The organism is Mesorhizobium sp. LEGMi-168a, from assembly GCF_058312955.1.
Genome location: NZ_JBZEGV010000005.1, coordinates 203,957 through 227,373, shown reverse-complemented (window position 1 = coordinate 227,373; position 23,417 = coordinate 203,957). Strand labels below are relative to the sequence as shown.

Annotated in this window: 24 protein-coding genes; 16 read left to right on the top strand and 8 right to left on the bottom strand. The window is 64.9% G+C overall.

The genetic code is table 11. From position 1 onward, the window contains the following. Positions 1–91 precede the first annotated feature (91 nt). On the top strand, positions 92–1,024 hold the full coding sequence (locus AC4FWB_RS09850; RefSeq protein ID WP_491025805.1) for a LysR family transcriptional regulator: 933 nt from the start codon (positions 92–94) through the stop codon (positions 1,022–1,024). Positions 1,025–1,065: 41 nt separating this feature from the next. On the opposite strand, the gene gnd is transcribed toward AC4FWB_RS09850, so the two are convergent. The 6 genes from gnd to AC4FWB_RS09820 all read right to left on the bottom strand — a co-directional run bounded on the left by gnd (position 1,066) and on the right by AC4FWB_RS09820 (position 6,991). Further along, positions 1,066–2,493: an NADP-dependent phosphogluconate dehydrogenase gene (gnd, locus tag AC4FWB_RS09845; protein ID WP_491025804.1), complete on the bottom strand. Its 1,428-nt coding sequence runs from the start codon at positions 2,491–2,493 to the stop codon at positions 1,066–1,068. Between the two features lie 237 nt (positions 2,494–2,730). Next, positions 2,731–4,365, bottom strand: a complete 1,635-nt coding sequence (locus AC4FWB_RS09840) for a copper resistance CopC/CopD family protein (protein WP_491025803.1) — start codon at positions 4,363–4,365, stop codon at positions 2,731–2,733. Positions 4,366–4,417: 52 nt separating this feature from the next. Beyond that, entirely contained in the window at positions 4,418–4,936 is a 519-nt protein-coding gene (locus tag AC4FWB_RS09835; RefSeq protein ID WP_491025802.1) for a YcnI family copper-binding membrane protein, read from the bottom strand. 38 nt (positions 4,937–4,974) lie between these two features. Then, positions 4,975–5,517, bottom strand: coding sequence for a copper chaperone PCu(A)C (locus AC4FWB_RS09830; protein WP_491025801.1), 543 nt, complete (start codon positions 5,515–5,517; stop codon positions 4,975–4,977). Positions 5,518–5,613: 96 nt separating this feature from the next. Further along, a complete protein-coding gene (locus AC4FWB_RS09825; protein WP_491025800.1) occupies positions 5,614–5,961 on the bottom strand; it encodes a hypothetical protein in 348 nt (115 codons plus the stop codon). Positions 5,962–6,088: 127 nt separating this feature from the next. Beyond that, positions 6,089–6,991 carry a GntR family transcriptional regulator gene (locus AC4FWB_RS09820; protein WP_491025799.1) on the bottom strand — a complete coding sequence of 301 codons (903 nt, stop codon included), beginning with the start codon at positions 6,989–6,991 and terminating at the stop codon, positions 6,089–6,091. A 240-nt stretch (positions 6,992–7,231) separates the two neighbouring features. Between AC4FWB_RS09820 and AC4FWB_RS09815 the strand changes: the two genes are divergently transcribed. The 6 genes from AC4FWB_RS09815 to AC4FWB_RS09790 all read left to right on the top strand — a co-directional run bounded on the left by AC4FWB_RS09815 (position 7,232) and on the right by AC4FWB_RS09790 (position 14,935). Continuing rightward, positions 7,232–8,737 carry a UxaA family hydrolase gene (locus AC4FWB_RS09815; protein WP_491025798.1) on the top strand — a complete coding sequence of 502 codons (1,506 nt, stop codon included), beginning with the start codon at positions 7,232–7,234 and terminating at the stop codon, positions 8,735–8,737. A gap of 45 nt (positions 8,738–8,782) precedes the next feature. Next, complete coding sequence (locus AC4FWB_RS09810) at positions 8,783–9,781, top strand: aldo/keto reductase (RefSeq protein WP_491025797.1); 999 nt, start codon at positions 8,783–8,785, stop codon at positions 9,779–9,781. A 334-nt stretch (positions 9,782–10,115) separates the two neighbouring features. Then, positions 10,116–11,111: an ABC transporter substrate-binding protein gene (locus tag AC4FWB_RS09805; RefSeq protein WP_491025796.1), complete on the top strand. Its 996-nt coding sequence runs from the start codon at positions 10,116–10,118 to the stop codon at positions 11,109–11,111. 219 nt (positions 11,112–11,330) lie between these two features. Then, positions 11,331–12,884, top strand: coding sequence for a sugar ABC transporter ATP-binding protein (locus tag AC4FWB_RS09800; protein ID WP_491025795.1), 1,554 nt, complete (start codon positions 11,331–11,333; stop codon positions 12,882–12,884). Then, positions 12,881–13,846, top strand: a complete 966-nt coding sequence (locus tag AC4FWB_RS09795) for an ABC transporter permease (RefSeq protein WP_491025794.1) — start codon at positions 12,881–12,883, stop codon at positions 13,844–13,846. The genes AC4FWB_RS09800 and AC4FWB_RS09795 overlap by 4 nt, the downstream gene beginning before the upstream one ends. Before the next feature lie 69 nt (positions 13,847–13,915). Further along, entirely contained in the window at positions 13,916–14,935 is a 1,020-nt protein-coding gene (locus AC4FWB_RS09790; RefSeq protein WP_491025793.1) for a zinc-binding alcohol dehydrogenase family protein, read from the top strand. 342 nt (positions 14,936–15,277) lie between these two features. Here AC4FWB_RS09790 and phnF read toward each other — a convergent pair whose 3' ends face one another. Next, positions 15,278–16,021: a phosphonate metabolism transcriptional regulator PhnF gene (phnF, locus tag AC4FWB_RS09785; RefSeq protein ID WP_491025792.1), complete on the bottom strand. Its 744-nt coding sequence runs from the start codon at positions 16,019–16,021 to the stop codon at positions 15,278–15,280. 137 nt (positions 16,022–16,158) lie between these two features. On the opposite strand from phnF, the gene phnG reads away from it, so the two are divergent. Genes phnG through AC4FWB_RS09770 form a run of 3 tightly spaced genes read left to right on the top strand, consistent with a single transcriptional unit; the run spans position 16,159 to position 18,348 of the window. Then, positions 16,159–16,620 carry a phosphonate C-P lyase system protein PhnG gene (phnG, locus tag AC4FWB_RS09780; RefSeq protein WP_491025791.1) on the top strand — a complete coding sequence of 154 codons (462 nt, stop codon included), beginning with the start codon at positions 16,159–16,161 and terminating at the stop codon, positions 16,618–16,620. Then, the gene (phnH, locus tag AC4FWB_RS09775) at positions 16,620–17,231 is read left to right on the top strand and encodes a phosphonate C-P lyase system protein PhnH (RefSeq protein WP_491025790.1); all 612 of its coding nucleotides are present in this window, start codon (positions 16,620–16,622) and stop codon (positions 17,229–17,231) included. Before phnG ends, phnH begins: the two co-directional genes overlap by 1 nt. 1 nt (position 17,232) lies before the next feature. Next, positions 17,233–18,348, top strand: a complete 1,116-nt coding sequence (locus AC4FWB_RS09770) for a carbon-phosphorus lyase complex subunit (RefSeq protein WP_491025789.1) — start codon at positions 17,233–17,235, stop codon at positions 18,346–18,348. Between the two features lie 2 nt (positions 18,349–18,350). On the opposite strand, the gene AC4FWB_RS09765 is transcribed toward AC4FWB_RS09770, so the two are convergent. Continuing rightward, on the bottom strand, positions 18,351–18,524 hold the full coding sequence (locus AC4FWB_RS09765; protein ID WP_188131508.1) for a C3orf80 family membrane protein: 174 nt from the start codon (positions 18,522–18,524) through the stop codon (positions 18,351–18,353). A 59-nt stretch (positions 18,525–18,583) separates the two neighbouring features. Between AC4FWB_RS09765 and AC4FWB_RS09760 the strand changes: the two genes are divergently transcribed. The 6 genes from AC4FWB_RS09760 to phnC all read left to right on the top strand — a co-directional run bounded on the left by AC4FWB_RS09760 (position 18,584) and on the right by phnC (position 23,391). Beyond that, positions 18,584–19,483 carry an alpha-D-ribose 1-methylphosphonate 5-phosphate C-P-lyase PhnJ gene (locus tag AC4FWB_RS09760; protein ID WP_491025788.1) on the top strand — a complete coding sequence of 300 codons (900 nt, stop codon included), beginning with the start codon at positions 18,584–18,586 and terminating at the stop codon, positions 19,481–19,483. Then, positions 19,480–20,256 carry a phosphonate C-P lyase system protein PhnK gene (gene phnK / locus AC4FWB_RS09755; RefSeq protein ID WP_491025787.1) on the top strand — a complete coding sequence of 259 codons (777 nt, stop codon included), beginning with the start codon at positions 19,480–19,482 and terminating at the stop codon, positions 20,254–20,256. Before AC4FWB_RS09760 ends, phnK begins: the two co-directional genes overlap by 4 nt. Positions 20,257–20,258: 2 nt before the next feature. Beyond that, the gene (gene phnL, locus AC4FWB_RS09750) at positions 20,259–20,966 is read left to right on the top strand and encodes a phosphonate C-P lyase system protein PhnL (protein WP_491025786.1); all 708 of its coding nucleotides are present in this window, start codon (positions 20,259–20,261) and stop codon (positions 20,964–20,966) included. Beyond that, positions 20,963–21,577 carry a DapH/DapD/GlmU-related protein gene (locus AC4FWB_RS09745; RefSeq protein ID WP_491025785.1) on the top strand — a complete coding sequence of 205 codons (615 nt, stop codon included), beginning with the start codon at positions 20,963–20,965 and terminating at the stop codon, positions 21,575–21,577. Before phnL ends, AC4FWB_RS09745 begins: the two co-directional genes overlap by 4 nt. A gap of 129 nt (positions 21,578–21,706) precedes the next feature. Beyond that, positions 21,707–22,417: a DUF1868 domain-containing protein gene (locus tag AC4FWB_RS09740; protein ID WP_491025784.1), complete on the top strand. Its 711-nt coding sequence runs from the start codon at positions 21,707–21,709 to the stop codon at positions 22,415–22,417. A 116-nt stretch (positions 22,418–22,533) separates the two neighbouring features. Continuing rightward, entirely contained in the window at positions 22,534–23,391 is an 858-nt protein-coding gene (phnC, locus tag AC4FWB_RS09735; protein ID WP_491025783.1) for a phosphonate ABC transporter ATP-binding protein, read from the top strand. Positions 23,392–23,417: the final 26 nt, after the last annotated feature.

Here is a 23,417-nt window from a genome sequence, read left to right as displayed (position 1 = left end):
GTCAACCTCCGATGATGGGAATTGGCCCTCTAGATAGACAACGCTCGGACGGCCCGCTACACAAAGGTAATGTATAATATTATGCCGAATAATGGATAAATCTGACGTCACGTTTGAGCGCATGCGCACCTTCGTTCGCGTCGCCGAGCGCGGGAGCCTGTCGGCGGTTGCACGCGAGCTCGCCGTGGGTCAGTCAACGGTCACACGGCATCTGCGAGAACTCGAGGAGGCCGTCGGCGTGCCTTTGCTCAGCAGGACCACACGGCGTGTCACGATGACCGATGAAGGCAGCCGCTATTATGCCGACTGTGTCCAGATTCTGCGTCTCGTCGAGCAGGCCGGCGATGAGGCCCGCGGCAAGCGTGGAGCACCTGCCGGCACGATCCGGATATCCTGCACCGCAGCTTTCGGGGTATTGCATGCAAGCCGATTGATCTTCGCGTTTCAGGATCGATATCCCGACATCGGGGTCGACCTCAGCCTCACCGACGAGCGTGTCGACCTTGTCAGGGAGGGCGTTGATATCGCGCTTCGCCTGGGGCCGCTCACCGACAGCTCAATGAAGCTGAGGGCTCTCGGCCAGAGCCGGCGCCTGCTCGTCGCGGCACCGGCCTACCTGGCGGCGAGGGGGACGCCGACTATCCCCCGGGACCTGGCCGACCACGAGGGCATACGGATGTCGAACGTGGCAGGAAGCGATACGCTCGTCTTGCTGGGACCAGGCGGCGAGCGCCATGCGGTACCGTTTGGAGGACGCTTTCGGATCGACCACGGACTTGCGGCGCGCGAAGCTCTTGCCGCTGGACGCGGCATCGCGCCGGCCCATCAATGGCTTGTCGATGATCTTTTGACGGCCGGCCGGCTCAAGGCGATCTTGCCTGACTATTCACTGTCAGCCGTCCCGCTGAACATGTTGATTGTCCCGCAGCGCGCAGGCGTTGCCCGAGTCCGCCTGTTGGTCGACTTTCTAGCGGAGCAGATTGGCGGCATCCCGGGGATCGAGAGGTCGCGGTTCGAGCGTTGACCGCGACCCTTGGCAGCGCCTTGGCTGCCTCACCCGCAAGCCTAGCCGCCAGCGCCACTGCCCCACGGTCCATGGAACGCACCCTGCTCGCCGATGCGCTCGAAGCCGTGCGCGCCGAAGAAATCGCGCTGCGCCTGGATCAGGTTCGAGGTGCCGCGTCCCTGCCTGTAACTGTCGAAATAGGCGAGCGCGGACGACAGCGCCGGCACCGGCGAGCCGGCCTCGGAGGCTCTCGCCACGATGCGCCGCAGCGACGGATGCGCTTCCTTCATCATGGCGATAAAGGCCGGAGCCATCAGGAGGTTGGTCGACGCGCTGCCCGAGCCGAAGGCTTCCGCCATCGTGTCCAGCATTTGCGAGCGGATGATGCAGCCGGCGCGCCAGATCTTGGCGATGGTCGGCATCGGCAGGTTCCAGTTGAATTCCTTCGAGGCGCCGCTCATCACCGCGAAGCCTTGCGCGTAAGCCGCGATCTTGCCGGCGAACAGCGCCAGCTCCAGGTCCTTCAAAAGGGCCGCCTTGTCGCCGGCAATCTTTGCGACGCCGACATTGCCATAGGCCTTTTCGGCTGCCTGCCGCTCGTCCTTGATCGAGGACAGCACGCGCGCCGCGACCGCGGCCTCGATGGCCGTCGCCGGAATGCCGAGCTGCTGCGCCTCGATGACCGACCATTTGCCGGTGCCCTTCTGGCCGGCGCGATCGAGGATGATGTCGACCACCGGCTTGCCGGTCTTGGGATCGTCGGCGGCGAGAACCTTGGCGGTGATCTCGATCAGATAGGAATTGAGCCGGCCCTTGTTCCAGCCGTCGAAGACCTTACCGATCTCCTTCGGCGCCATGCCCAAGCCGTCGCGCAGGATGCCGTAAATCTCGGCGATCATCTGCATGTCGGCATATTCGATGCCGTTGTGGATGGTCTTGACGAAGTGGCCGGCGCCGTCGGTGCCGAGCCAGGCGGCGCAGGGTTCGTCCTTGAACTTGGCGGAGATCGCCGTCAGCACCTTCTCGACGCGCTTCCAGGAGTCTTCGGTGCCGCCGACCATGATCGACGGCCCATGGCGCGCGCCCTCCTCGCCGCCCGACACCCCCATGCCGATGAAGGTCAGGCCCGAGCCGGAGAGTTCCGAGAAGCGCCGCATCGTGTCGCGGAAATTGGCGTTGCCGGCATCGATGACGATGTCGTTGTCGGAGAGCACCCCGCGCAGCGCCGCGATCTGCTCGTCGACCGGCTTGCCGGCCAGCACCATGATGATGATCGGCCTGGGCGGCCGGATTGCGGCTGCGAGTTCCTCCAGGCTGTAGCAGGGAACGACCATGTCCTTCAGCGCGCCCGCGCTCTCGACAAAGGCGTCGGTGCGCGACCGCGTGCGGTTGAAGACGGCGATGCGGTGCCCGTGCTCGGCGATGTTGAGCGCCAGGTTGGAGCCCATCGTGCCAAGGCCGATCAGGCCGATTTCGGCTTTGTCCATCGTTTCTTCCCTGCTTTCGAATGCTTTTGTTGAGGCCGTCGATTTGCAGGATGATTGACGGCGCTTCGCAGCGGCGTCAACCGCCTTGCCGAATTGTGTCTAGGTCGCGCTAGGTGAGATTCAGGTCAGGCCGCACCGAGAACGGTGGTTTTCGAGAACCGGAGCGGAGCGTACTTAAAGTACGTGAGCACCGGAAGCGCAAAAAACCACCGTTCGCAGGCCGGCATCACCTGAATATCACTCGGCGCGAATATCAATTGGCGCCTCGATCTTCACCATTTCAAAATCCGAGACGAGGATATCGAGCCGAGCATTCCAGCGGCCGGGTAGAGGGATGACGAGATTGTCGACGCGCCAGGTGCCGTCGCCGGGCTTGGTCGCCGGCCGCTTGATCGGCTCGATACCGGAGTCCGGCTTCGACAGCACCAGCGTCACCTGCTTGGCGTCCAGCGGCCCGAAATCGCCGGTCATGATGACCACGGAGGCCGCGACCTGTCCCGCATGGCCGGGCGTGATGCTGAGATCAGCCATCGCCTTCAGCGTGTGGATGTGGATCGACACCGGCTGCGCGGCGGCGATCGCCAGCGCGCGTGGCGGCGGCGTGAAGCGCCAGCCGGCGGCAACACCGAAGATGGCGAGCGCGATCAGCATCTCGATGCCGATCGAACGCACCAGCCGCCGCTGTACTTCGGTATCGCCAGCCTCGGCTGGGGCGGTCAGCGTCCAACGGTTGACGGAGGCCAGCGTGAACAGGAACAGCAGCAAGGCCAGTTTTATGAGCAGCAGGCGGCCATAGGCGGTGTTGATCAAGGCAGCCGGTGTCTGCACCTGGATGATCGCCAGCACGATGCCGCTTGCGGCAAGCACGGCAACGACGGGCAGGATCGCGCGCGAGAACCGGCGCAGGAAAACTTTCGCCTCGGTGGGCTGGTGTCGCAGCGCAAGGCCGAGCGGCGCCAGCGCGCCGGTCCAGAAGGCGATGGCCGCGCCGTGCAGGAACACCAAGGGTCGCATCAGCCATTGCGGCTCGGCAGCGCTTGCATGCCCGCTGGCGGCAAGCGCCACGCCCACGCCGACGAGCCCCGCAAGCGCCAGCAGCTTGCGGGAAGTGCGCGGTGCGACAAGGGACAGCAATGCGAGTCCGAGCGCGATCAAGCCAGCCAGTACGGTCCAACTGAAGCTCGTCTCGAGCGCCGTCTGCCAGGCGAACGGCGCCGCGAACCGCGCGAGCGGCGCGCCAAGCGCATCCAATCCCTGCAAGCCAAGCGAAAACGGCGCGGCGGCCAGCCCGTAGAGCAAAGCGCCGATGACGAAACGCCGGCCGCAGCGGCGGTACTCGGCAAGCCAGGCGAGAGAGAAGGCGCCGCCCACACCGAGAAAGAGGCCGGCATAGAGGAAGAACTTTCCGATCCAGATCGCCGCGCGCAGTGTCCCGTCCACGGCCTCGCCCACCGCTGGCGCCGCACTTGGCGCGCCGACGGAAAACAGCGCCGAGCCGCCGACCGGATGGCCGTCCTCCGAAATCACCCGCCAGCTCAGCACATGCGTGCCGGATTTGAGCGTCTCGGGATTATCGATCTCGACAGTCCGGTCCGCGAGGCGGAAGGAGGTCAGCGCAAGCCGCGTGCCGTCCGGCCGCACGAGGGTGAGGACGAGCGGCGAAACCGGCTCGCTGAAGGTCAGCGAGAACTGGGCGGGACTCTGCATCAACACCGTGCCATCGGCCGGATCGGTTGCGACCAGCGCCGCATGCGCAAGCGCGCGGCCAGGCAAGACCAGCAGCGCGATCAGCACGAAGGCCGCCACCAGGCTACCGGTGACAGGGCTGATGCGGATGCCGCTCAGGCGTGCGGGGAAGATTGCTGCGTTCATGCGGTCTTTCGAGAAGCGATGGCGCGCCCGAATGGAACGCGCCATCAAGAGATCATTTCTTCGGCAGCAATTTGATGCCCGGCGCCGGATTTTCCAGCGCGTCCTCATCCTGGCCTGCCGCCGGAATTTCGATCCAACGAGCGGCGGCATCGCCGCATTCCTGCACCACCGGGAAATAGAGCATCTGGCCGGCCGGCAGATCGGCCGCAAGCGAAGCGCGGAAGACGAACTCGTCATAGAAGTCGTCCGGCAAATTGCCGCCGCTCCAGTCGACTTCCTTGACGCCGGTGGTCAGCGTCTCGCTATAGAGCTGGTACGACTTCTCGTACCTGCCCTTCTTGGTCTGCAGCGTCCAGCCGGGCTTCGGCATCGGCTTTACGGAAATGACGCCTTCCGGGATCTGCACCCGCACCGCTGTCGTCGCCTTGCCATCACAGCCATGCGGCACCCGCAGAACCGCCTTGTAGGTCGAGCCGACCGCCGCTTCCTGCGTTTCGAGCGTAATGTGAGCGAGCGCGGCATTGGTTCCGAGCACGCAAAGCGTGCCGGCCGCCAAAAGATATTTCTTCATCGATTGTCCCTCTGATTTCGAATTGTGCGGACAGCGGATCACTCGGCGTGATCGTCCATGCCGCCCATCTCGCCCATGCCCTCGACGGCGAACTCGACGATGACGCTGCCGGCCTTCTCGAAGGTCAGCGTCGCGGGAAACTTCTCGCCCTGCTTGGGCTGCCGCTTGAGGCCGACGAACATCAGGTGGTAGGCGCCCGGCTTCAGCTCGGCCTTGCCGCCGGCCGGAATTTCCAGCCCGCCGGTGACCGGCCGCATGGTCATGACGCCGTCCTTGACGCCCATCGCATGTAGCTCGGCCTTGTCGGAGATCTCGGATGAAATCGACAGCAGCCGGTCGGGCGCACTGCCCTTGTTGGTGACGGTGAAATAACCGCCGGCCACCTTGGCGCCGGGCGGCGTCGCGCGCGACCACGGATGCCCGATCTCCAGGTCGCCGGCCTTGAATTCATGCGCCAGGGCGCCGGGAACGCAAGCTAAGAGGAGAAGGAGGACGAACACGGCAAGGCTCAAGTGTTCGAAGCCGCGCGGAAGCCGCCCGCGATGAGCGTGCGCGCGCGCTACAGGAAGAAAATTGGACATGGTTGCTCCATGGCTATGAGATCGCGCCGTCATCCGGTCGCGAGCAGTCTGATCTTGGATGAATGCGTCCGCGAAAGGTTTCCGCGGGTCGTGGCGTCAGACCGTGGCCGGCGGCGCTCGTGGATTGGCCGGAGAGCGGTCGCGGGCGAAATCGAGATGCCGGAAGGCGGGAAGCTGGAAAGCGACCGCCTCGAAAACGAGTGTTCCGGCTAACGCGCCGGCATCTTGCGGCGGCATATGCGCCGGCGACACCATGCTGCAGCCAAGCGAGCAGCAGGCCGGCATTTGCTGCTGATGCGGATCGCCGCCCGGAAGCTTGACCGCCCCTTCATGCGTGCAGATGACGTTGCCGAAGGCATCGAGCTGCGAAGGCGCGCCGAAGGCAAAGGCGCCGAGCGTCGACTGGAGCAACAGCAGCAGCGCCGCGACGAACGCGGCCGGCATGCTCCATCGTCTCAGCCGGATTTTCAAAGACCTGCCTCTTCCCAGCAACTCAACCGACCCTAGCATGGGGCCGGCGGCCGGAAAATCGGCAAAACCAGGCTGCGGCAACGCGGCGCGATGCGCCGCATCAGGCGGGCTGTATCTGCCGTCCTTCCGGAATGGAGCTCAGCAGCGTCTGGCGCGCCGACTTCAGGTGCCTGCGGCAGGCGGCGTCGACCTTGCCCGGATCGCGCGATTTCAGCGCCGCGATATAGGCTAGGTGCTCCTGGACCGCGACCTCGTTGCGCTGGCGCTCCTCAGCCTTGTTCCACTGGTAGTGGTAGTGGAAGATCATCGCGATCACATCGTAGAAGTCGACGATGAAGCGGTTGTGCGAGGCGCGATGGATCAGCCGGTGGAAGCGCTCGTCGAGTTCGGAGAATTCATTGAAGCGCTTGGCGATCTCGCCGGCCAGTTGGCGGTGCTCCTCCTCCAGCCTGTCGAGATCCGCCCAGACCGCGCTCTCTTCCGGCAGCGCGACGAAAGCGGCGGCCGAGCGCAGCTCGAACATCTCGCGGATCTCGGTCAGCTCCAGCGCGAAGGCACGGGTGAAGCCTTTCAGCACCCAATGGCTGTTGCGCCGCTTCTCGATCAGGCCGAAGCGCGAGAAACGGATCAGGAATTCGCGCACGCTGGTGGTGCCGACGCCGATCTCGCGCGCCAGCTCCAGCTCGTTGATCTGCATGCCGGCCTCGGCGCCCTCGGCAAGCAGCCGGCGCATGAACGAGCGCTCGATGATCTCGGCCAGCGAGTCGGTCTCTTCCTCGGGAAAGAAATCTTCCGGCTTCGGCGCCCGCAGCACCGTCTTGTTGCGCTTGTTCCAGGCGATCAGCCCGGTTTCCTCCATGCGCGAAAGGATGCTGCGCACCGTGGTGCGGCTGACGCCGAGCAGCGTTCCAAGTTCCGGCTCCGACGGCAGGCTCTTGGTTTCGTCGAGCAGCCGCAGCCCGCGGTTGAAGGCGTCCTTGTAGACGTTGTTGCTCTTCGACATGCCCCGTATCCCCAACGCTTGCGGCGGTCCGCCGGAAGCGCGATATGATCGGTGTTCCTAGCGCAAGCCCGCGAAATGCGGAATCGGATTTCGCCGGCTTTGCCACACGCCCAAGGGCGCGCGGCCCGCGATGAAAAAACAATTGACGCAAAAATGTTTTTTCACGATAAAAGACATTATCCTCAAACGGGCGTATGTCAATCCGCCCCACACTCCCAGGTCTACCCAGGACAGCCGCCCGTGAACCCCGCAAACACCATCCTTCTCTCCCCCACCGACAATGTCGCGGTCGCCAACGGCCGCATCGAGATCGGCACGGCCCTGCCCGGCGGCGCGGTTGCCGTGGCAGCGATCGACCCCGGACACAAGGTAGCGATCAAGGCGATCGCGGCCGGCGAAGCGGTGGTGAAATATGCGCAGGCGATCGGCCGCGCAACGCAGGACATCGCGCCAGGCGAACATGTCCACTCGCACAATCTGGTGTTCGAAAGCGGCCGCCTGCCGGTGGTGCCGCCGAGCGAGGCAGAGCATGCCACCGAGGCCGACCGCAAGCGCACCTTCATGGGCTATCGCCGCGCCGACGGCCGCGCCGGAACGCGCAACTTCATCGGTATCGTCGCCAGCGTCAATTGCTCGTCCACCGTCTGCCATGCCATCGCCGACGAGGCCAACCGCGTGCTGCTGCCCAAATATCCCGGCATCGACGGCTTCGTGCCGATCGTTCACGGCCAGGGCTGCGGCATGAGCGCCACCGGCGACGGCATGATGGTCCTGCACCGCACCCTCGCCGGCTATGCGCGCCATCCGAATTTCGGCGGCGTGCTGATGGTGGGGCTCGGCTGCGAGGTCAACCAGCTCACCCTTTACGGCCAGAAAGGCGTCGCGGCGGGAAAACGCCATTTCAATATCCAGGAAGCCGGCGGCTCGCGCAAATCCGTCGAAAGGGCGATGGGCGTTCTGGCCGAGATCGCCGAGGAAGTCGGCCAGTTGCAGCGCGAGCCGATCCCGGTCAGCGAAATCGTCGTCGGCCTGCAATGCGGCGGCTCCGACGGCATGTCCGGCATCACCGCCAATCCGGCGCTGGGCGCTGCCGTCGACATCCTGGCCGGCTGCGGCGGCATCGGCATCCTGTCGGAGACGACCGAGATCTACGGCGCCGAGCATCTGCTTGCCTATCGCGCCGCCTCGCCCGAGATCGCCGCCAAGCTCGACGGCTTTGTGAAGTGGTGGGAGGACCATACCGCCAAGCACGGCGCCTCGATCGACAACAACCCCTCGCCTGGCAACAAGCGCGGCGGCCTGACGACGATCCTGGAGAAGTCTCTGGGCGCGGTAGCAAAAGGCGGCCAGACGCCGCTCAACGGCGTCTTCGGCTATGCCGAGAAGGTCAGCGGCAGCGGCCTGGTGTTCATGGACACGCCCGGCTACGATCCGGTCTCGGCCACCGGCCAGGTCGCCGGCGGCGCCAACGTCATCGTCTTCACCACCGGTCGCGGTTCCTGCTTCGGCTGCCGGCCGACGCCGTCGATCAAGGTTGCCACCAACTCGACCATGTACCACCAGATGGAAGAGGACATGGACGTCAATTGCGGCGTCATCGCTTCTGGCGAAAAGACGATCGCCGGCATGGGCCGCGAGATCTTCGAGCTGATCATCGAGACGGCGTCCGGCCGCAAGACCAAGAGCGAGGCGTTCGGCTACGGCGACAACGAATTCGTCCCCTGGCATCTCGGCGCGACGCTCTAAATACCATCAAGAAACAGCCGGTCGAACGGCAAAGGGGAGGCTTTGATGAACAAACGCCGGATCGGCACGACTGCGCTCGAAGTGACCGAAATCAGCTTCGGCGGCGCGGCCATCGGCGGCCTTTATCGCGCCTGTCCGCGTGAGCCCGCGATGGAAACGCTGCAGACGGCCTGGGATGGCGGCCTGCGCTATTTCGACACCGCGCCCTTCTACGGCTTCGGCCTGTCGGAGCGCCGGACCGGCGATTTCCTGCGTGAGAAGCCGCGCTCATCCTACGTGCTCTCGACCAAGGTCGGGCGCCTGTTCCGGCCGGTGCCGGAGGACCAGGTTCCCGATCACTCCTATGTCGATCCGCTGCCCTTCGCGCTCGACTACGACTATTCCTATGACGGCATCATGCGCTCGGTGGATTTCTCCTACGCGCGGCTCGGCCTCAACAGAATAGACATCCTGTTCGTCCACGACATCGGCGTCTACACGCATGGCCTCGAGGCGACAAAAATCCATTTCCGTCAGCTCATGGATGGCGGGTTGAAGGCGCTGGAGGAGCTGAAGTCTTCCGGCACGATTTCCGCCTATGGCCTCGGCGTCAACGAGGTCCAGATCTGCCTCGACGTGCTCCGCCGCGCGCCGCTCGATTGCATCCTGCTCGCCAGCCGCTATTCGCTGCTCGACCGCAGCGCCGAGGCCGAACTGCTGCCGCTCTGTCGCGAGCGGCAGACATCGCTGATCATCGGCGGCGTCTTCAACTCGGGCATATTGGCGACGGGCCCGGTTCACGGCGCGCATTTCGATTATCTGCCGGCGAGCAAGGATATTCTCGACCGCGTCGGCGCGATGGAAAAGATCGCCGGAGAAGGCGGCTACCCGCTGGCCGCTGCCGCATTCCAGTTTCCGCTGCACGAGCCGGTCGTCGCCTCGGTGCTGACCGGCACGGCCAAGCCCGCCAATCTGACGCGCAATCTCGAGCTCCTCGACATCGAGGTACCAGCGGCTGAGTTCGCCAAATACGATCCTTACACAATCGTTCAGCGGCTCGGCTGACATGCCGACGGCTACGCGCTTGCTGGCTACGTGTCGACTTCACAATCGTGCAATTTCCCGATCGGAATGAATATTCCATATTGACATAACTATGGAATTAACGTTCCATATCGAAAGGGAAGATCGGAAGCATCTGGGTGCCGCATAGGAGGAGCCGGTAGAGCGGACCCGCCCGCCAACATCACGCAAAAGGCATCAGACACCGCTTGCATTGGCCAAACCGATGCACTATCAAAAAGCGGCAAATGTTTTTTATTGATAAAGTTCTGTTTGGCTCGCGCCTATCCAGATGGAGCTTCCGAACCTTCACCAGGCGACCTTAGGGAGGAACCTAATGAAATTCGTGACCAGCCTTCTCAACCGCCGCGCCTTCGTGGCTTTAGCCGCCGCCTCGATGCTCGCCGGCGCGATGCATTCGGCCCCCGCCTCGGCGGCCGACGTGACCATCCCGATCATCGTCAAGGACACCACCTCCTTCTACTGGCAGATCGTGCTGGCCGGCGCCCGCAAGGCCGGCAAGGATCTCGGCATCAACGTGCCGGAGCTCGGCGCCCAGGCCGAGACCGATGTCAACGGCCAGATCTCGATCCTCGAGAACGCCGTCGCCGGCAATCCCGCCGCGGTCGTGATCGCACCGACAGAAGCCAAGGCGCTCGGCAAGCCGATCGACGAGGCTGCCTCGAAGGTCAAGGTCATCGGCATCGACTCCAGCGCTGAGTCCAAGGCCTTCACCTCCTTCCTGACCACCGACAACGTCCAGGGCGGCCGCGTCGCGGCCGACGGTCTGGCGGCGGCGATCGGCGCGGCCAATGGCGGCAAGGTCGAGGGCAAGGTTGCGCTGATCACCGCGCTGCCCGGCGCCGGCTCGCTCGAGCAGCGCTCGCAGGGCTTCAAGGAACAGCTCAAGGCTAAGTATCCGGGCCTCGAGCTCGTCGCCGACAAATACGCCGACGGCCAGGCCACGACCGGCCTCAACATCGCGACCGACCTGATCACCGCCAATCCGGACCTCAAGGGCATCTTCGCCTCGAACCTGATCATGGCGCAGGGCGTCGGCCAGGCGATCGCCGAGAACAGCCTTGCCGGCAAGGTGGCGCTGATCGGCTTCGACAGCGACGAGAAGCTGATCAAGTTCCTGAATGACGGCGTCATCTCGGGCCTCGTCGTCCAGGATCCGTACCGGATGGGCTACGACGGCATCAAGACGGCGCTCGCCGCCTCGAAGGGCGAGAAGGTCGAGGCCAATGTCGACACCGGCGCCAACCTCGTCACCAAGGACAACATGAAGGAACCGAAGATCGACGCGCTGCTCAACCCGAAGCTCAACTGAGGAGCATCGCGACAATCGTTTCCGGGGCCTCGTCGCCCCGGAAACATCCGCCGCAAGCGGCTTGGCAATTCGCCCGCTTGCCCTGCGCAATTCCAGGAAAAGTGTGTAGCGGTTTTCCGTACGGAATTGCGTAAACTAGCTTTAGGCTCCGCCTCCAAGATGCGCGTCAGACGCATCGCTGCGTACCCCAACGGTTGAGATCAATCTGGGAGGATTGTCATGACGTCGACAGCGCAGGAACTGCACCCCGCCCCCACGCTGGAGCCCGGCCGGACGATCCTGGAACTCAAAGGGCTCGAAAAGCGCTATCCCGGCACGCATGCGCTGAAGCCGGTGGACCTTGCCTTCAAGGCAGCCGAGATCCACGCCATCGTCGGCGAGAACGGCGCCGGCAAATCGACGCTCATCAAGTTGCTCACCGGCGTCATGCCGCGCACCTCCGGCGAGGTCATCTGGGAAGGCAAGCCCGAGGCGCTCTCCACGCCACATGAGGCGATGGCGCTCGGCATCAATGCCGTCCACCAGGAGGTCGTGCTCTGCCGCCACCTCACGGTCGCCGCCAACATGTTCCTCGGCGAGGAGAATTCACGCTTCGGCCTGCTGCAGCAGCGCGCGATGGTGAAGGAAGCGCAGAAGATCATCGACGGCCTCGGCTTCGACCTGCCGGCCCATGTCATGCTCGGCGACCTCACCATCGGCCAGCAGCAGCTGATCGCCGCAGCGCGCGCCACCGTGCGCGGCACAAAGTTCCTGATCTTCGACGAGCCGACCGCCTACCTCACCCGCAAGGAAGCCGACCAGCTGTTCAAGCTGATCCGCCGGCTGAAGGGCGAAGGCGTCACCATCATCTACATCAGTCACCGCATGGAGGAAGTGTTCGAGCTTGCCGACCGCGTTTCGGTGCTGCGCGACGGCACCCTCGTCGGCACCCGCAAGATCGCCGAGACAAATGAGCCGGAGCTGGTCAAGCTGATGATCAACCGCTCGATCGAGCAGATCTACCACAAGGAACATTTCACGCCGGGCGCGACGATTGTCGAGACGCGGAGCCTCTCCGGCAAGGGTTTTGAAAATGTTTCGGTGACTGTCCGCGCCGGCGAGATCGTCGGCCTTTACGGCCTGATCGGCGCCGGCCGCAGCGAGTTCGTCACCACGCTCTACGGCCGTCACAGGAAATCCGCCGGCCAGATTTTTTGGCAAGGCAAGGAAGTGCAGGTCAATTCCGAACATGACGCTATAAGGCTCGGTATGGCGCTGGCGCCGGAAAGCCGCCGCGACCAGGGCCTTTGCCTCAACCTGCCGGTCGGCATGAACCTCAACCTGCCGATCTACAAGCGCATCTCGAACAACCTTCTGATCTCCGGCTCGCGCGAGAAGGCCGAGGCTGACCAGCAGATCGCCGGGCTGCGCATCAAGACGCCGACGCGCAATGCGCTGGCCTCCAGCCTGTCGGGCGGCAACCAGCAGAAGATCGTCATCGGCAAATGGCTGGCGCATGGCGCCAAGCTTTTCATCTTCGACGAGCCGACGGTGGGCGTCGATGTCGGCACCAAGGCCGAGATCTACCGCCTGTTCTCGACGCTGCTGTCCAAGGGCGCCGGCATTATCCTGATCTCGTCCTATCTGCCAGAGGTCTACGAGCTTGCCGACACGCTGCACGTGTTCCGGCGCGGCAAGCTGGTCGCCACGCATGGTTTCCGCACCGCCAGCCACGAGGACATTTTGGGTCAGGCACTGGCCGAGAAACAAGAAAAGTCGGGAGGACAAAAATGAGCACCGAGGCGATCCCCGCCGAAAAACCCAAGCGCAATTTCAATGCCCTGTTCGGGCTGACGCTGCTTGGCCTGTTGCTGTTGATGTGGATCGTGCTGGCCGTCGCCACGCCTTCCTTCGCCACGGCGCTCAACATCACCAACCTTTTGCGCCAGGGCTCGCTGATCGCCATCCTCGCGGTCGGCCAGACCTTCGTCATCATCACCGGCGGCATCGACCTGTCGGTCGGCGCCGTGGTCGGCTTCACCACGGTCATCGTCGCGCTGCTGATCAATGCCGGCTGGCCGATCTGGGCGGCGGTGCTGATCACCCTGCTGGTCGGCGTCGCCATCGGCCTGTTCCATGGCTTCGGCATCGTCAAGATGGGCCTGCCGCCGTTCATCATCACTTTGGCCACCATGACCTCGCTGCGCGGCATCGGCCTCCTGATGACCAACGGCAACTCGATCTCCATCAACAGCGATCCGTTCCAGGCCTTCTCGCGCGGCTCGCTGCTCGGCATCCCTTACCTCTTCTGGATGGTGATCCTGGTCGCGATACCGTCCTACGTCTTCCTGCATCACACGCGCTGGGGCCGTTACCTGTTCTCGGTCGGCTCCAATGCGGAGGCCGCGCGCCTGTCCGGCGTCAACGTGCCGCGCACCATCTTCATGGCCTATATCCTGTCCGGCCTGCTGGCGGCCTTTGTCGGCGTGCTGCTCGCTTCGCGCATCGGCATCGGCAATCCGACGCAGGGCGACACCTACGAGCTGCAGGCCATCGCCTCATCGGTGATCGGCGGCACCTCGCTGTTCGGCGCCATCGGCTCGGTGCATGGACCGCTGATCGGCTCCTTCATCCTTTCGACGATCAACAACGGCGCCAACCTGCTCAACGTCAACACCTTCTGGCAGCGCGTCATCACCGGCGTCCTGATCATCGTCATCGTCTACTTCGACGGCCTGCGCCGTCGCGGCAAATGAACTGTCCCTGAAATGAAGCGCCGGCCCCGATCGATCGAGGCCGGCGCTCTTTGAACACTGGATCTGCGCATGAAAGCCGTCGTCTGCCGCTCGCCCGGCGACCTTGTCCTCGAAGACCGCGCCGCGCCTGGCGCACCGCCGCCCGGCTGGGCGCGGGTCTCCGTCAGCCATGTCGGCATCTGCGGCACCGACTACCACATCTTCGAAGGCAAGCATCCTTTCCTTGCCTATCCGCGCATCATGGGCCATGAGGTCTCGGGCACGGTGGCCGAAAGGGGCGAAGGCGTCGACCTTGCCGTCGGCGAGCCGGTTGTCATCAATCCCTATCTAGCCTGCGGCAAATGCATCGCCTGCCGGCACGGCAAGCCGAACTGCTGCGTCCGGATCGAGGTGCTCGGCGTGCATCGCGACGGCGCGATGTGCGACGAGATCCTGGTGCCGGCGCAAAATCTTTATCCTGCGAACGGCCTGTCGCTGGCCGATGCCGCGGCGGTCGAATTCCTGGCGATCGGCGCGCATGCCGTGCGGCGCTCGCTTGCTGCGCAAGGCGCGCGCACGCTGGTCATCGGCGCCGGCCCGATCGGCCTCGGCACGGCGGTCTTTGCCCGCATCGCCGGGCTGGATGTCAGCCTGCTCGATATGAGCACCGAACGGCTCGGTTTCGCCGAAGGCGAGCTAGGTTTCACCGCGCTTGACGGTTCGAAGGCATCGCCAGCCGAACTGGTCAAACAGGCGACCGACGGCGAAGGCTTCGACCTGGTGTTCGATGCCACCGGCAATACGCAGTCGGTGCAGTCTGCCTTCGCCCATGTCGCACATGGCGGCACGCTGGTTCTGGTCAGTGTCGTCAAGGACGACATCACCTTCTCCGACCCCGAGTTCCACAAGCGCGAGATGACGCTGATCGGCAGCCGCAATGCGCTCAAAGCCGATTTCGATCACGTCGCCGCCTCGATCCGCAACCGCGCCGTGCCGCTCGGCAAACTCGTCACGCATCGCACCACCCTTGCCGGCACGCCGCGCGATCTCGCGCGCTGGGCGCATGAGAAATCCGGCCTGATCAAGGCGGTCATCGAGGTTGGGCCATAACATGGCAGGCGGTGAACCCGGCCCGAATTGACGACGCGCCGCGCAGGTCGACCCCCACTCCGTCTCGGCTTCGCCGAGCCACCTCTCCCCCGATCGACGGGGTAGAGGAAGGGTACGAGCCTATTGCAGCCAACGCTCCTCAACCAGACTCCCTCCTTATCCCGCCGCCAGCGGGCTCCCTTCCTCTCCCTCCGGAGGGGGGAGAGGTGGCTCGGCGAAGCCGAGACGGAGTGGGGGAAGGCGGTCCTCAAACGTCAAGCCGCTGACAAGTAAGCGCGACCGAGCTGGTCTGATATCAGCGTGAATCAGATAAATCACGGTCTCGTATCAGGCCAGCACTCCCTACAATGCCGACAGCTTCAGTTCCACCCGCTCCGCCGGAAATCGCGACTCCGCGAACTGGATCGGCTGGCCGTCGAGCGTAACGTTGACGGCGACGGTGACCAGCACAATGGCGCCCGGTTGCAAATCAAGTGCAGCAAGATCGTCGGCATCGGCGTGACGCGCCGACAGCACCGTCGAGTGCCGCAGATAATCGTTGATGCCGAAGCGTTTGAGCGAGGCCGTGATCGATCCCGTCTCCGCCATCGCGGCCTCGATGCCGGCGAAACGCTTTGCATCGAACCAGGTCGTCGCGCGCGACACCGGATGCCCGTCGGCCTCGCCGCGTGTTTCCAGACGGATCACTGCTGCTCCCCTGGCCACGCCGAGCGCCTCGGCGATGCGCCGGTTGGCCGGTTCGGTCGATGACGACAGCAGGGCGATGTGGCGCTCGGTCGTCTGGCCCTGCAGCCCGGTCGAGAAGCGCGTGCGCGCGCCGATCGGATAGGACAGGCGCTTGCGCGACAAAACGAAGGTGCCGCGCCCCTGCTCGGCCCTCAGCACGCCTTCCTGCACCAGGGCGGCAATGGCGCTGCGCACCGTGTGACGGTTGACGCCGTAGCGTTCCGCCAACACGACTTCAGGCGGCAGCGCCGTGTTCTCCGTGAAATCGCCGCTCGCGATCCCCTGCAATATCCTGTCGGCGATCTGCCGCCACAGCGACACGCCGCTGCGCCTTTCGATGCTGCTCGCCAGCCCGGTCATTTCCCCGCCCCCAACGTCTTCGCGCTAACTTTTGCGCCTCTTGTCATCCACCCGTCATGGACTCTCGTTAGGTGATGAGTATAATTTGTATAGTTGTCTATATCAATAGATAAATTACCTATGCGAGGAGTGAAGCGATGCGAGGACAGGAAGCGCGCGAGCAGGCCGAGCGGCGGGCCGTGATGGCGACGCTGGCGCATGCGGCGGCCGACGAGATCGCGCGTCTGTGGGACGGCTCCGGCTTCCCCGCCGAGGCCGAACTGCTGCGCGGTCCGGAAACCGGCCTAGTGACGGTGCGCGGGCGGATCGGCGGCGGCGGCGCACCCTTCAATGTCGGCGAGGCGACCGTCACCCGTACGACCGTGCGGCTGCCCTCCGGACAGGTCGGCCACTCCTATGCGCTCGGCCGCGACAAGGCCAAAGCCAAGCTCGCGGCAATCGCCGACGCGCTCTGGCAGGATCCGGGCCATCGCGAAGCGGTCGAAACGAAGCTCGTCGCGCCGCTGCGAGCGATGCTCGAAACGGCGCGTGAAAAACGGCGCGTCGAGACGGCGGCCACGAAAGTGGATTTCTTCACCATGGTGCGCGGAGAGGACTGATGGATATCGCCACGCAATCGATTGAAGGCGGCTTCGCCGATCCAGTTTTTAATGCACAGAGCGTGTTCCGCGCCATCATGGACGCGATGGCCCGCCCCGGCACCGTTCAGGCCCTGCCGTCACTCGCCCAGCCGCCGGCACCGCTGTCGGCAACCGCCGGCGCCGTGGCGCTTTCACTCTGCGACAACGACACCCCGATCTGGCTCGATCCGCGGCTGCAGGCCGAAGCTTCCGTCAAAGCGTGGCTCGGCTTTCACACCGGCGCGCCTTTGGCCAACACGCCCGCCGACGCGCATTTCGCTTTGATCGCCAACCCGGCCGAGATGGCGGCGCTCGACGGTTTTTCGCAAGGCACGCAGGAATATCCGGACCGCTCGACGACGCTGATCCTTTTGGTCGACGATCTCGCCTCCGGTCCGTCGCTGCTGCTCGAAGGCCCAGGCATCGAGAAGACCGCGATGATCGCGCCGACAAGCATGCCGCGCCATTTCGTCGAGCAGTGGAAGCAGAACAACCAGCGTTTCCCGCGCGGTGTCGACATCATCCTGGCGGCGCCCGACAGCCTCGCCTGCCTGCCGCGCACCACCCGCATCAAGACGATGGAGGCGTGACATGTATGTCGCGGTGAAAGGCGGCGAGGCCGCAATTGCCAACGCCCATCGCCTGCTGGCCGATCGCCGCCGCGGCGACCGCTCGGTGCCGGCGCTGCGCCTCGACCAGATCGTCGAGCAGCTGGCGCTCGGCGTCGACCGGGTGATGAGCGAAGGCTCACTTTACGACCGCGAGCTTGCGGCCCTTGCCGTCGTCCAGGCGCGCGGCGACATGATCGAGGCGATCTTCCTGGTGCGCGCCTATCGCACCACGCTACCGCGCTTCGGCTACACCAGCCCGGTCGACACCGGCGCCATGCAGGTCGAGCGGCGCGTGTCGGCCACCTACAAGGACCTTCCCGGCGGCCAGGTGCTCGGTCCGACCTTCGACTATACCCACCGGCTGCTCGATCCGGAGCTCACCGCAGGCGCCGATGTCGAGACGCCCGCGCAGCGTCCGGCCGAACCCGAGGCGATGCCGCGCGTCTCTTCGATCCTGGCGCATGAAGGCCTGATCGAAGCCGACGGCGACATGCCGCGCGACCATGTCCCCGGCGACATCACGCGCGAGCCGCTGCAATTCCCGATGGCGCGCGACATCCGATTGCAGGCGCTGTCGCGCGGCGACGAGGGTTTTCTGCTGGCGCTCGGCTATTCGACACAGCGCGGCTATGCCCGCAACCATCCCTTCGTCGGCGAGGTCCGCATCGGTGAGGTCGAGCTGGAGCTCGACGTGCCGGAACTGCCTTTCACCGTGCCGCTGGGCTCCATACGCGTCACCGAATGCCAGATGGTCAACCAGTTCAAGGGCTCGGCCAAGGCACCGCCGCAATTCACCCGCGGCTACGGCCTGGTCTTCGGCCAGAGCGAGCGCAAGGCGATGGCGATGGCGCTGTGCGACCGCGCGCTGCGCGCGAGCGAGCTCGGCGAGGATGTCGTCGCCGCAGCACAGGACGAGGAGTTCGTCATCTCGCACTCCGACAACGTTCAGGCGACCGGCTTCGTCGAACATCTGAAGCTGCCGCACTATGTCGACTTCCAGGCCGAGCTCGACCTGGTCCGCCGCATGCGCGCCGAATACGAGGCGCGGGAAAATGAGGACAAGGCCGCCGAGGAAAAGCGGGAGGCGGCGGAATGACCCTAACGTCCGCCGCCACCGAACCACAGGCCGATAAAGCCACGCGCGCCGGCAACGGTCTCGCCACGTGGAGGCGCCTTTGGCGCGGGCAGGACCATCTTCCACAGCACAAAGGCCACGATGCCGGCAAACACCAGCAGCAGCACGCCAAGATGCAACCAACCGGTAGAGTCCATTCGGGCGTCCTCCCGCCTCTTGGGCGCCAAATCCATAGCACAGAGCGGACGTGATCGCCATGACCGACATAGCCACCTACAACTTCGCCTATCTCGACGAGCAGACCAAGCGGATGATCCGCCGCGCCATCCTCAAGGGCATCGCCATTCCCGGCTACCAGGTGCCCTTCGCCTCGCGCGAGATGCCGATGCCCTATGGCTGGGGCACCGGCGGCGTGCAGGTCACTGCTTCGATCATCGGACCGGAAGATGTGCTGAAGGTCATCGACCAGGGCGCCGACGACACCACCAACGCCGTCTCGATCCGCGCCTTCTTCAAGAAGGTCGCCAATGTCGCGGTGACGACCGACACCGCCAGCGCCACCATCATCCAGACCCGCCACCGCATCCCGGAGCATCCGCTCAACGCGGGGCAGGTGCTGGTCTTCCAGGTGCCGATCCCTGAGCCGCTGCGCTTCCTCGAGCCGCGCGAGACCGAAACGCGAAAAATGCATGCGCTGGAGGAATACGGCCTCATGCATGTCAAGCTCTACGAGGACATCGCCAGGCACGGCCGCATCGCCACCACCTACGCCTATCCGGTCAAGGTCGAGGGCCGCTATGTGATGGACCCCTCGCCGACGCCGAAATTCGACAATCCGAAGATGCACCGCTCGCCGGCCCTGCAGCTCTTTGGCGCCGGCCGAGAAAAGCGCATCTACGCTGTGCCGCCTTTCACCGATGTGGTGAGCCTCGACTTCGAGGATCATCCCTTCGAGGTGCAGACCTTCGACCAGCCCTGCGCGCTCTGCGCCGCCGAGAACGTCTACCTCGACGAGGTCATCCTCGACGACCATGGCGGCCACATGTTCGTCTGTTCCGACACCGACCATTGCGAGAAGCGGCGTGCCGACGGCCACCGCGGCCACCTTGCCCCCGAAGCCCATCTTGCCCAAGGAAATATGGAGCCGGCGCAATGACCGACGAACCGCTGCTGCGCCTCTCCGCACTTTCCAAATTCTACGGCTCGCGCGTCGGCTGCGAGAACGTCACGTTCGACCTCTGGCCGGGCGAGGTGCTGGCGGTGGTCGGCGAATCCGGCTCGGGCAAGACGACACTGCTTAACTGCCTGTCGACGCGGCTGCTGCCCTCATCCGGCTCCGCCAGCTACCGCATGCGTGATGGCCAGTGGCGCGAGCTCTACCGGATGAGCGAGGCCGAGCGCCGCTTCCTGATGCGCACGGACTGGGGCTTTGTCCATCAGAACCCCGCCGACGGTCTGCGCATGACGGTATCGGCCGGCGCCAATGTCGGCGAGAGGCTGATGGCGGTGGGCGACCGTCACTACGGCAAGATCCGCGCCACCGCTGTCGACTGGCTGTCGCGCGTCGAGATCGACGAGGACCGCATCGACGACGAGCCGCGCGCCTTTTCCGGCGGCATGCGCCAGCGCCTGCAGATCGCCCGCAACCTGGTGACCGGTCCGCGGCTGGTATTCATGGACGAGCCGACCGGCGGCCTCGACGTTTCTGTGCAGGCGCGTCTGCTCGACCTGCTTCGCGGACTGGTCACCGATCTCGGCCTCGCGGCCATCGTCGTCACCCACGACCTCGCCGTGGCGCGGCTGCTCTCGCAGCGCATGATGGTCATGAAGGACGGCCGCGTCGTCGAAAGCGGCCTCACCGACCGCGTGCTCGACGACCCGCGCGCGCCTTATACGCAGCTTCTCGTGTCTTCGATTTTGCAGGTGTGATCATGGCTACGCCTCTCGTTGTTTCCGATGTCGCGAAAAGCTTCACCATGCATCTACGGGACGGCGTCACGCTGCCGGTGGTGGCGGGCGTCTCCTTCTCGATCCGCGCCGGCGAATGCGCGGTGCTTGGCGGCCCCTCCGGCGCGGGAAAAAGCTCGATCCTGAAGATGCTCTACGGCAACTACGCCGTCGACGAGGGCCAGATCATCGTCCAGCACGCGGGCGGGCTGATCGACCTCGCCTCCGCCAGCCCGCGCACCGTGCTCTCCGTGCGCCGCCACACCATCGGCTATGTCAGCCAGTTCCTGCGCACCGTGCCGCGCGTCTCTGCGCTCGACGTCGTCGCCGAGCCGCTGGTCGAGCGCGGCGAGGACCGGGAAACTGCCCGTGGCAAGGCGCGCACCTTGCTTGCGCAGCTCAATTTGCCGGAAAAGCTCTGGGCCTTGCCGCCGGCGACCTTCTCCGGCGGCGAGCAGCAGCGCGTCAACATCGCGCGTGGCTTCATCACCGAGCATCCGATCCTTTTGCTCGACGAGCCGACCGCTTCGCTCGACGCCAAAAACCGCGACGTCGTGGTCGAGCTCATCGCCGCCAAGAAAGCGGCGGGCGTCGCCCTGCTCGGCATCTTTCACGACCAGGATGTGCGCGACGCGGTGGCCGACCGCGTCATCGACGTCACCGCCTTCGCCGCAAGCAGGATCGCCGCATGAGGAAGCTTTCTGAGGCGCCGCTGGTCCACGAGACGGCGCAGGTTGAAAATTCGAAACTCGGCCGCTGGACCGAGATCGCCGAGCGCAGCCGCGTCTCGGAAAGCGAGCTCGGCGACTATTCCTACATGATGCAGGATTGCGCCGTCTGGTGCGCGACCATTCGAAAATTCTCCAACATCGCGGCAAGCGTGCGCATCAACGCCACCAATCATCCGACCTGGCGGCCGACGCTGCATCACTTCACCTACCGCGCCTCGGACTATTGGGACGACGCCGAGCATGAAAGCGAGTTCTTCGCCGAGCGTCGCGCCAAGCGCGTCACCATCGGCCACGACACCTGGCTCGGCCATGGCTCGACCATCCTGCCCGGCGTCACCGTCGGCGACGGCGCGGCGGTCGGCGCGGGCGCGGTCGTGTCGAAGGATGTCGCGCCCTACACCATCGTCGCCGGCGTGCCGGCAAAGCCGATCCGCGAGCGCTTCGACCGCCGCACCGCCGAGCGCTACCAGGCGCTCGCCTGGTGGGATTGGGACCACGCCCGGCTGCGCGCCGCGCTCGACGATTTTCGCGGGCTGGAGGCGCAGGCCTTCCTGGAAAAGTATGGCGGCTGAGCGCCGGTGAATGGTCAATAGTGAATGGCCGACAAACGCGGGGCTACGGAAGCCCTTCTTAGACCATTCACCATTCACATCCTTGACACATGACTCGGACAGGACGCCATCTCCCCCAAGGAGATCGCCATGCTCGACAAAGTCAGACCCTCGCTCGCCTCCTTCTTCGAAGGCACCAACCCGGCGCCGCCGGCGCATCTCGGCACCCGCTACGACACATCGGGCAATTTCCTCTTTGAGCCCGGCAACACCGTCGTCTCTCACCTCGTGACCGGCTCGCCGTCCGAAGCCGCGGTCATCGAGGTGCGCGAACGCATCCGCGCCATGCCCGACGCCGACCGCCTTGCCTTCACGCCGATCTCCAGCCTGCACATGACCCTGTTCCAGGGCATCATCGAATACCGGCGCCGCCTTCCCTACTGGCCAGCCGATGTGCCGCTCGACACCAGCATCGACGACATGACCCGTCTCTATCTGGAGCGGTTGCGAGACTTCGAGCCAGGCGCTCCCTTCCGCATCAAGACAATCGGCGTGACGCCGAACGGCCTCACGGTTGCCGGCGCATCCGAGGAGGATGAGCGCATCCTGCGCCTGTGGCGCGACGCGCTCTCCGTGCCGTTCGGCTACCGCCATCCGGATCACGACGCTTACGTCTTCCACATCACCTTCGCCTACCAGATCCGCCGTCTCGCCGACGAACGGATATCCGCCTGGCAGGACCTGTTCGACGACTGCCTGTCATTCCTCGAGCGTGAGGCCCCGGTGATCGAGCTCAGGCCGCCAGCCTTCTGCAGCTTCAAGGACATGAAGCATTTCCAGGAATTGTTGGTCCTCGGCTAACCTTCCAACCCTGTGGGACGTAACAAAACTGACATCAATCCGACACCCCAGCTTCATGGGGCTGCGCTAGCGAAGGTTAACGGACCTTCGAAACCGCGACGTACCGGAGTCTTGCCATGTCAGCATCATCGGCCACGCTGGAAATCCGCGGCGTAACCCGACGATTTGGCAAGAACACTGCCGTCAGCGATATCGACATCTCGATCCCGCAGGGCCAGATGGTCGGCATCATCGGTCGTTCCGGCGCCGGCAAGTCGACCCTTTTGCGCATGATCAACCGTCTCATCGATCCCAGCCAGGGGTCGATTTTTTTTGACGGCGCCGAGGTCTCGCGCCTGCAGGGCTCGCCGCTGCGCCGCTGGCAGCGCGACTGCGCCATGATCTTCCAGCAGTTCAACCTCGTGCCGCGTCTCGACGTGCTGACCAACGTGCTGCTTGGCCGCCTCAACCACCGCTCCACCCTTTCCAACCTGCTCGGCATGTTTTCGCGCATCGAATGCGCCGAGGCTGTGGCCGCGCTCGAGCGTCTCGACATCGCCCGCACCGCGCTGCAGCCGGCCGGCACGCTTTCCGGCGGCCAGCAGCAGCGCGTGGCGATCGCGCGCGCCATGATGCAGCAGCCGAAGGTGCTGCTCGCCGACGAGCCGATCGCCTCGCTCGACCCGCTCAACGCGAAGGTGGTGATGGATTCGCTGCGCGACATCAACCTGCGCGAAGGGATCACCGTCGTCACCAACCTGCACACGCTGGATACCGCCCGCGCCTACTGCAACCGCATCATCGGCATGGCCGCCGGCAAGGTCGTCTTCGACGGCGCGCCCGAGGATCTCGACCGCGACGCCGTGCGCACCGTCTATGGCGCCGACGCCAATGGCGTCGAGATCTCCGAAGCCATCACGTCGACCGCCGTCAATATCAAGCCGAAGATCACCGCATCCGCCGGACCGCTCGAACCAGCCTTCCCTGGCTACTGAGTCCATCGCCCGGACTGTAGCCGCTC

Bases quoted from the DNA above. Each gene is read 5' to 3' on its own strand.
- AC4FWB_RS09850 (WP_491025805.1), top strand. From the start codon at position 92: ATGGATAAATCTGACGTCACGTTTGAGCGCATGCGCACCTTCGTTCGC.
- gnd (WP_491025804.1), bottom strand. From the start codon at position 2,493: ATGGACAAAGCCGAAATCGGCCTGATCGGCCTTGGCACGATGGGCTCC.
- AC4FWB_RS09840 (WP_491025803.1), bottom strand. From the start codon at position 4,365: ATGAACGCAGCAATCTTCCCCGCACGCCTGAGCGGCATCCGCATCAGC.
- AC4FWB_RS09835 (WP_491025802.1), bottom strand. From the start codon at position 4,936: ATGAAGAAATATCTTTTGGCGGCCGGCACGCTTTGCGTGCTCGGAACC.
- AC4FWB_RS09830 (WP_491025801.1), bottom strand. From the start codon at position 5,517: ATGTCCAATTTTCTTCCTGTAGCGCGCGCGCACGCTCATCGCGGGCGG.
- AC4FWB_RS09825 (WP_491025800.1), bottom strand. From the start codon at position 5,961: ATGCCGGCCGCGTTCGTCGCGGCGCTGCTGCTGTTGCTCCAGTCGACG.
- AC4FWB_RS09820 (WP_491025799.1), bottom strand. From the start codon at position 6,991: ATGTCGAAGAGCAACAACGTCTACAAGGACGCCTTCAACCGCGGGCTG.
- AC4FWB_RS09810 (WP_491025797.1), top strand. From the start codon at position 8,783: ATGAACAAACGCCGGATCGGCACGACTGCGCTCGAAGTGACCGAAATC.
- AC4FWB_RS09805 (WP_491025796.1), top strand. From the start codon at position 10,116: ATGAAATTCGTGACCAGCCTTCTCAACCGCCGCGCCTTCGTGGCTTTA.
- AC4FWB_RS09800 (WP_491025795.1), top strand. From the start codon at position 11,331: ATGACGTCGACAGCGCAGGAACTGCACCCCGCCCCCACGCTGGAGCCC.
- AC4FWB_RS09795 (WP_491025794.1), top strand. From the start codon at position 12,881: ATGAGCACCGAGGCGATCCCCGCCGAAAAACCCAAGCGCAATTTCAAT.
- AC4FWB_RS09790 (WP_491025793.1), top strand. From the start codon at position 13,916: ATGAAAGCCGTCGTCTGCCGCTCGCCCGGCGACCTTGTCCTCGAAGAC.
- phnF (WP_491025792.1), bottom strand. From the start codon at position 16,021: ATGACCGGGCTGGCGAGCAGCATCGAAAGGCGCAGCGGCGTGTCGCTG.
- phnG (WP_491025791.1), top strand. From the start codon at position 16,159: ATGCGAGGACAGGAAGCGCGCGAGCAGGCCGAGCGGCGGGCCGTGATG.
- phnH (WP_491025790.1), top strand. From the start codon at position 16,620: ATGGATATCGCCACGCAATCGATTGAAGGCGGCTTCGCCGATCCAGTT.
- AC4FWB_RS09770 (WP_491025789.1), top strand. From the start codon at position 17,233: ATGTATGTCGCGGTGAAAGGCGGCGAGGCCGCAATTGCCAACGCCCAT.
- AC4FWB_RS09765 (WP_188131508.1), bottom strand. From the start codon at position 18,524: ATGGACTCTACCGGTTGGTTGCATCTTGGCGTGCTGCTGCTGGTGTTT.
- AC4FWB_RS09760 (WP_491025788.1), top strand. From the start codon at position 18,584: ATGACCGACATAGCCACCTACAACTTCGCCTATCTCGACGAGCAGACC.
- phnK (WP_491025787.1), top strand. From the start codon at position 19,480: ATGACCGACGAACCGCTGCTGCGCCTCTCCGCACTTTCCAAATTCTAC.
- phnL (WP_491025786.1), top strand. From the start codon at position 20,259: ATGGCTACGCCTCTCGTTGTTTCCGATGTCGCGAAAAGCTTCACCATG.
- AC4FWB_RS09745 (WP_491025785.1), top strand. From the start codon at position 20,963: ATGAGGAAGCTTTCTGAGGCGCCGCTGGTCCACGAGACGGCGCAGGTT.
- AC4FWB_RS09740 (WP_491025784.1), top strand. From the start codon at position 21,707: ATGCTCGACAAAGTCAGACCCTCGCTCGCCTCCTTCTTCGAAGGCACC.
- phnC (WP_491025783.1), top strand. From the start codon at position 22,534: ATGTCAGCATCATCGGCCACGCTGGAAATCCGCGGCGTAACCCGACGA.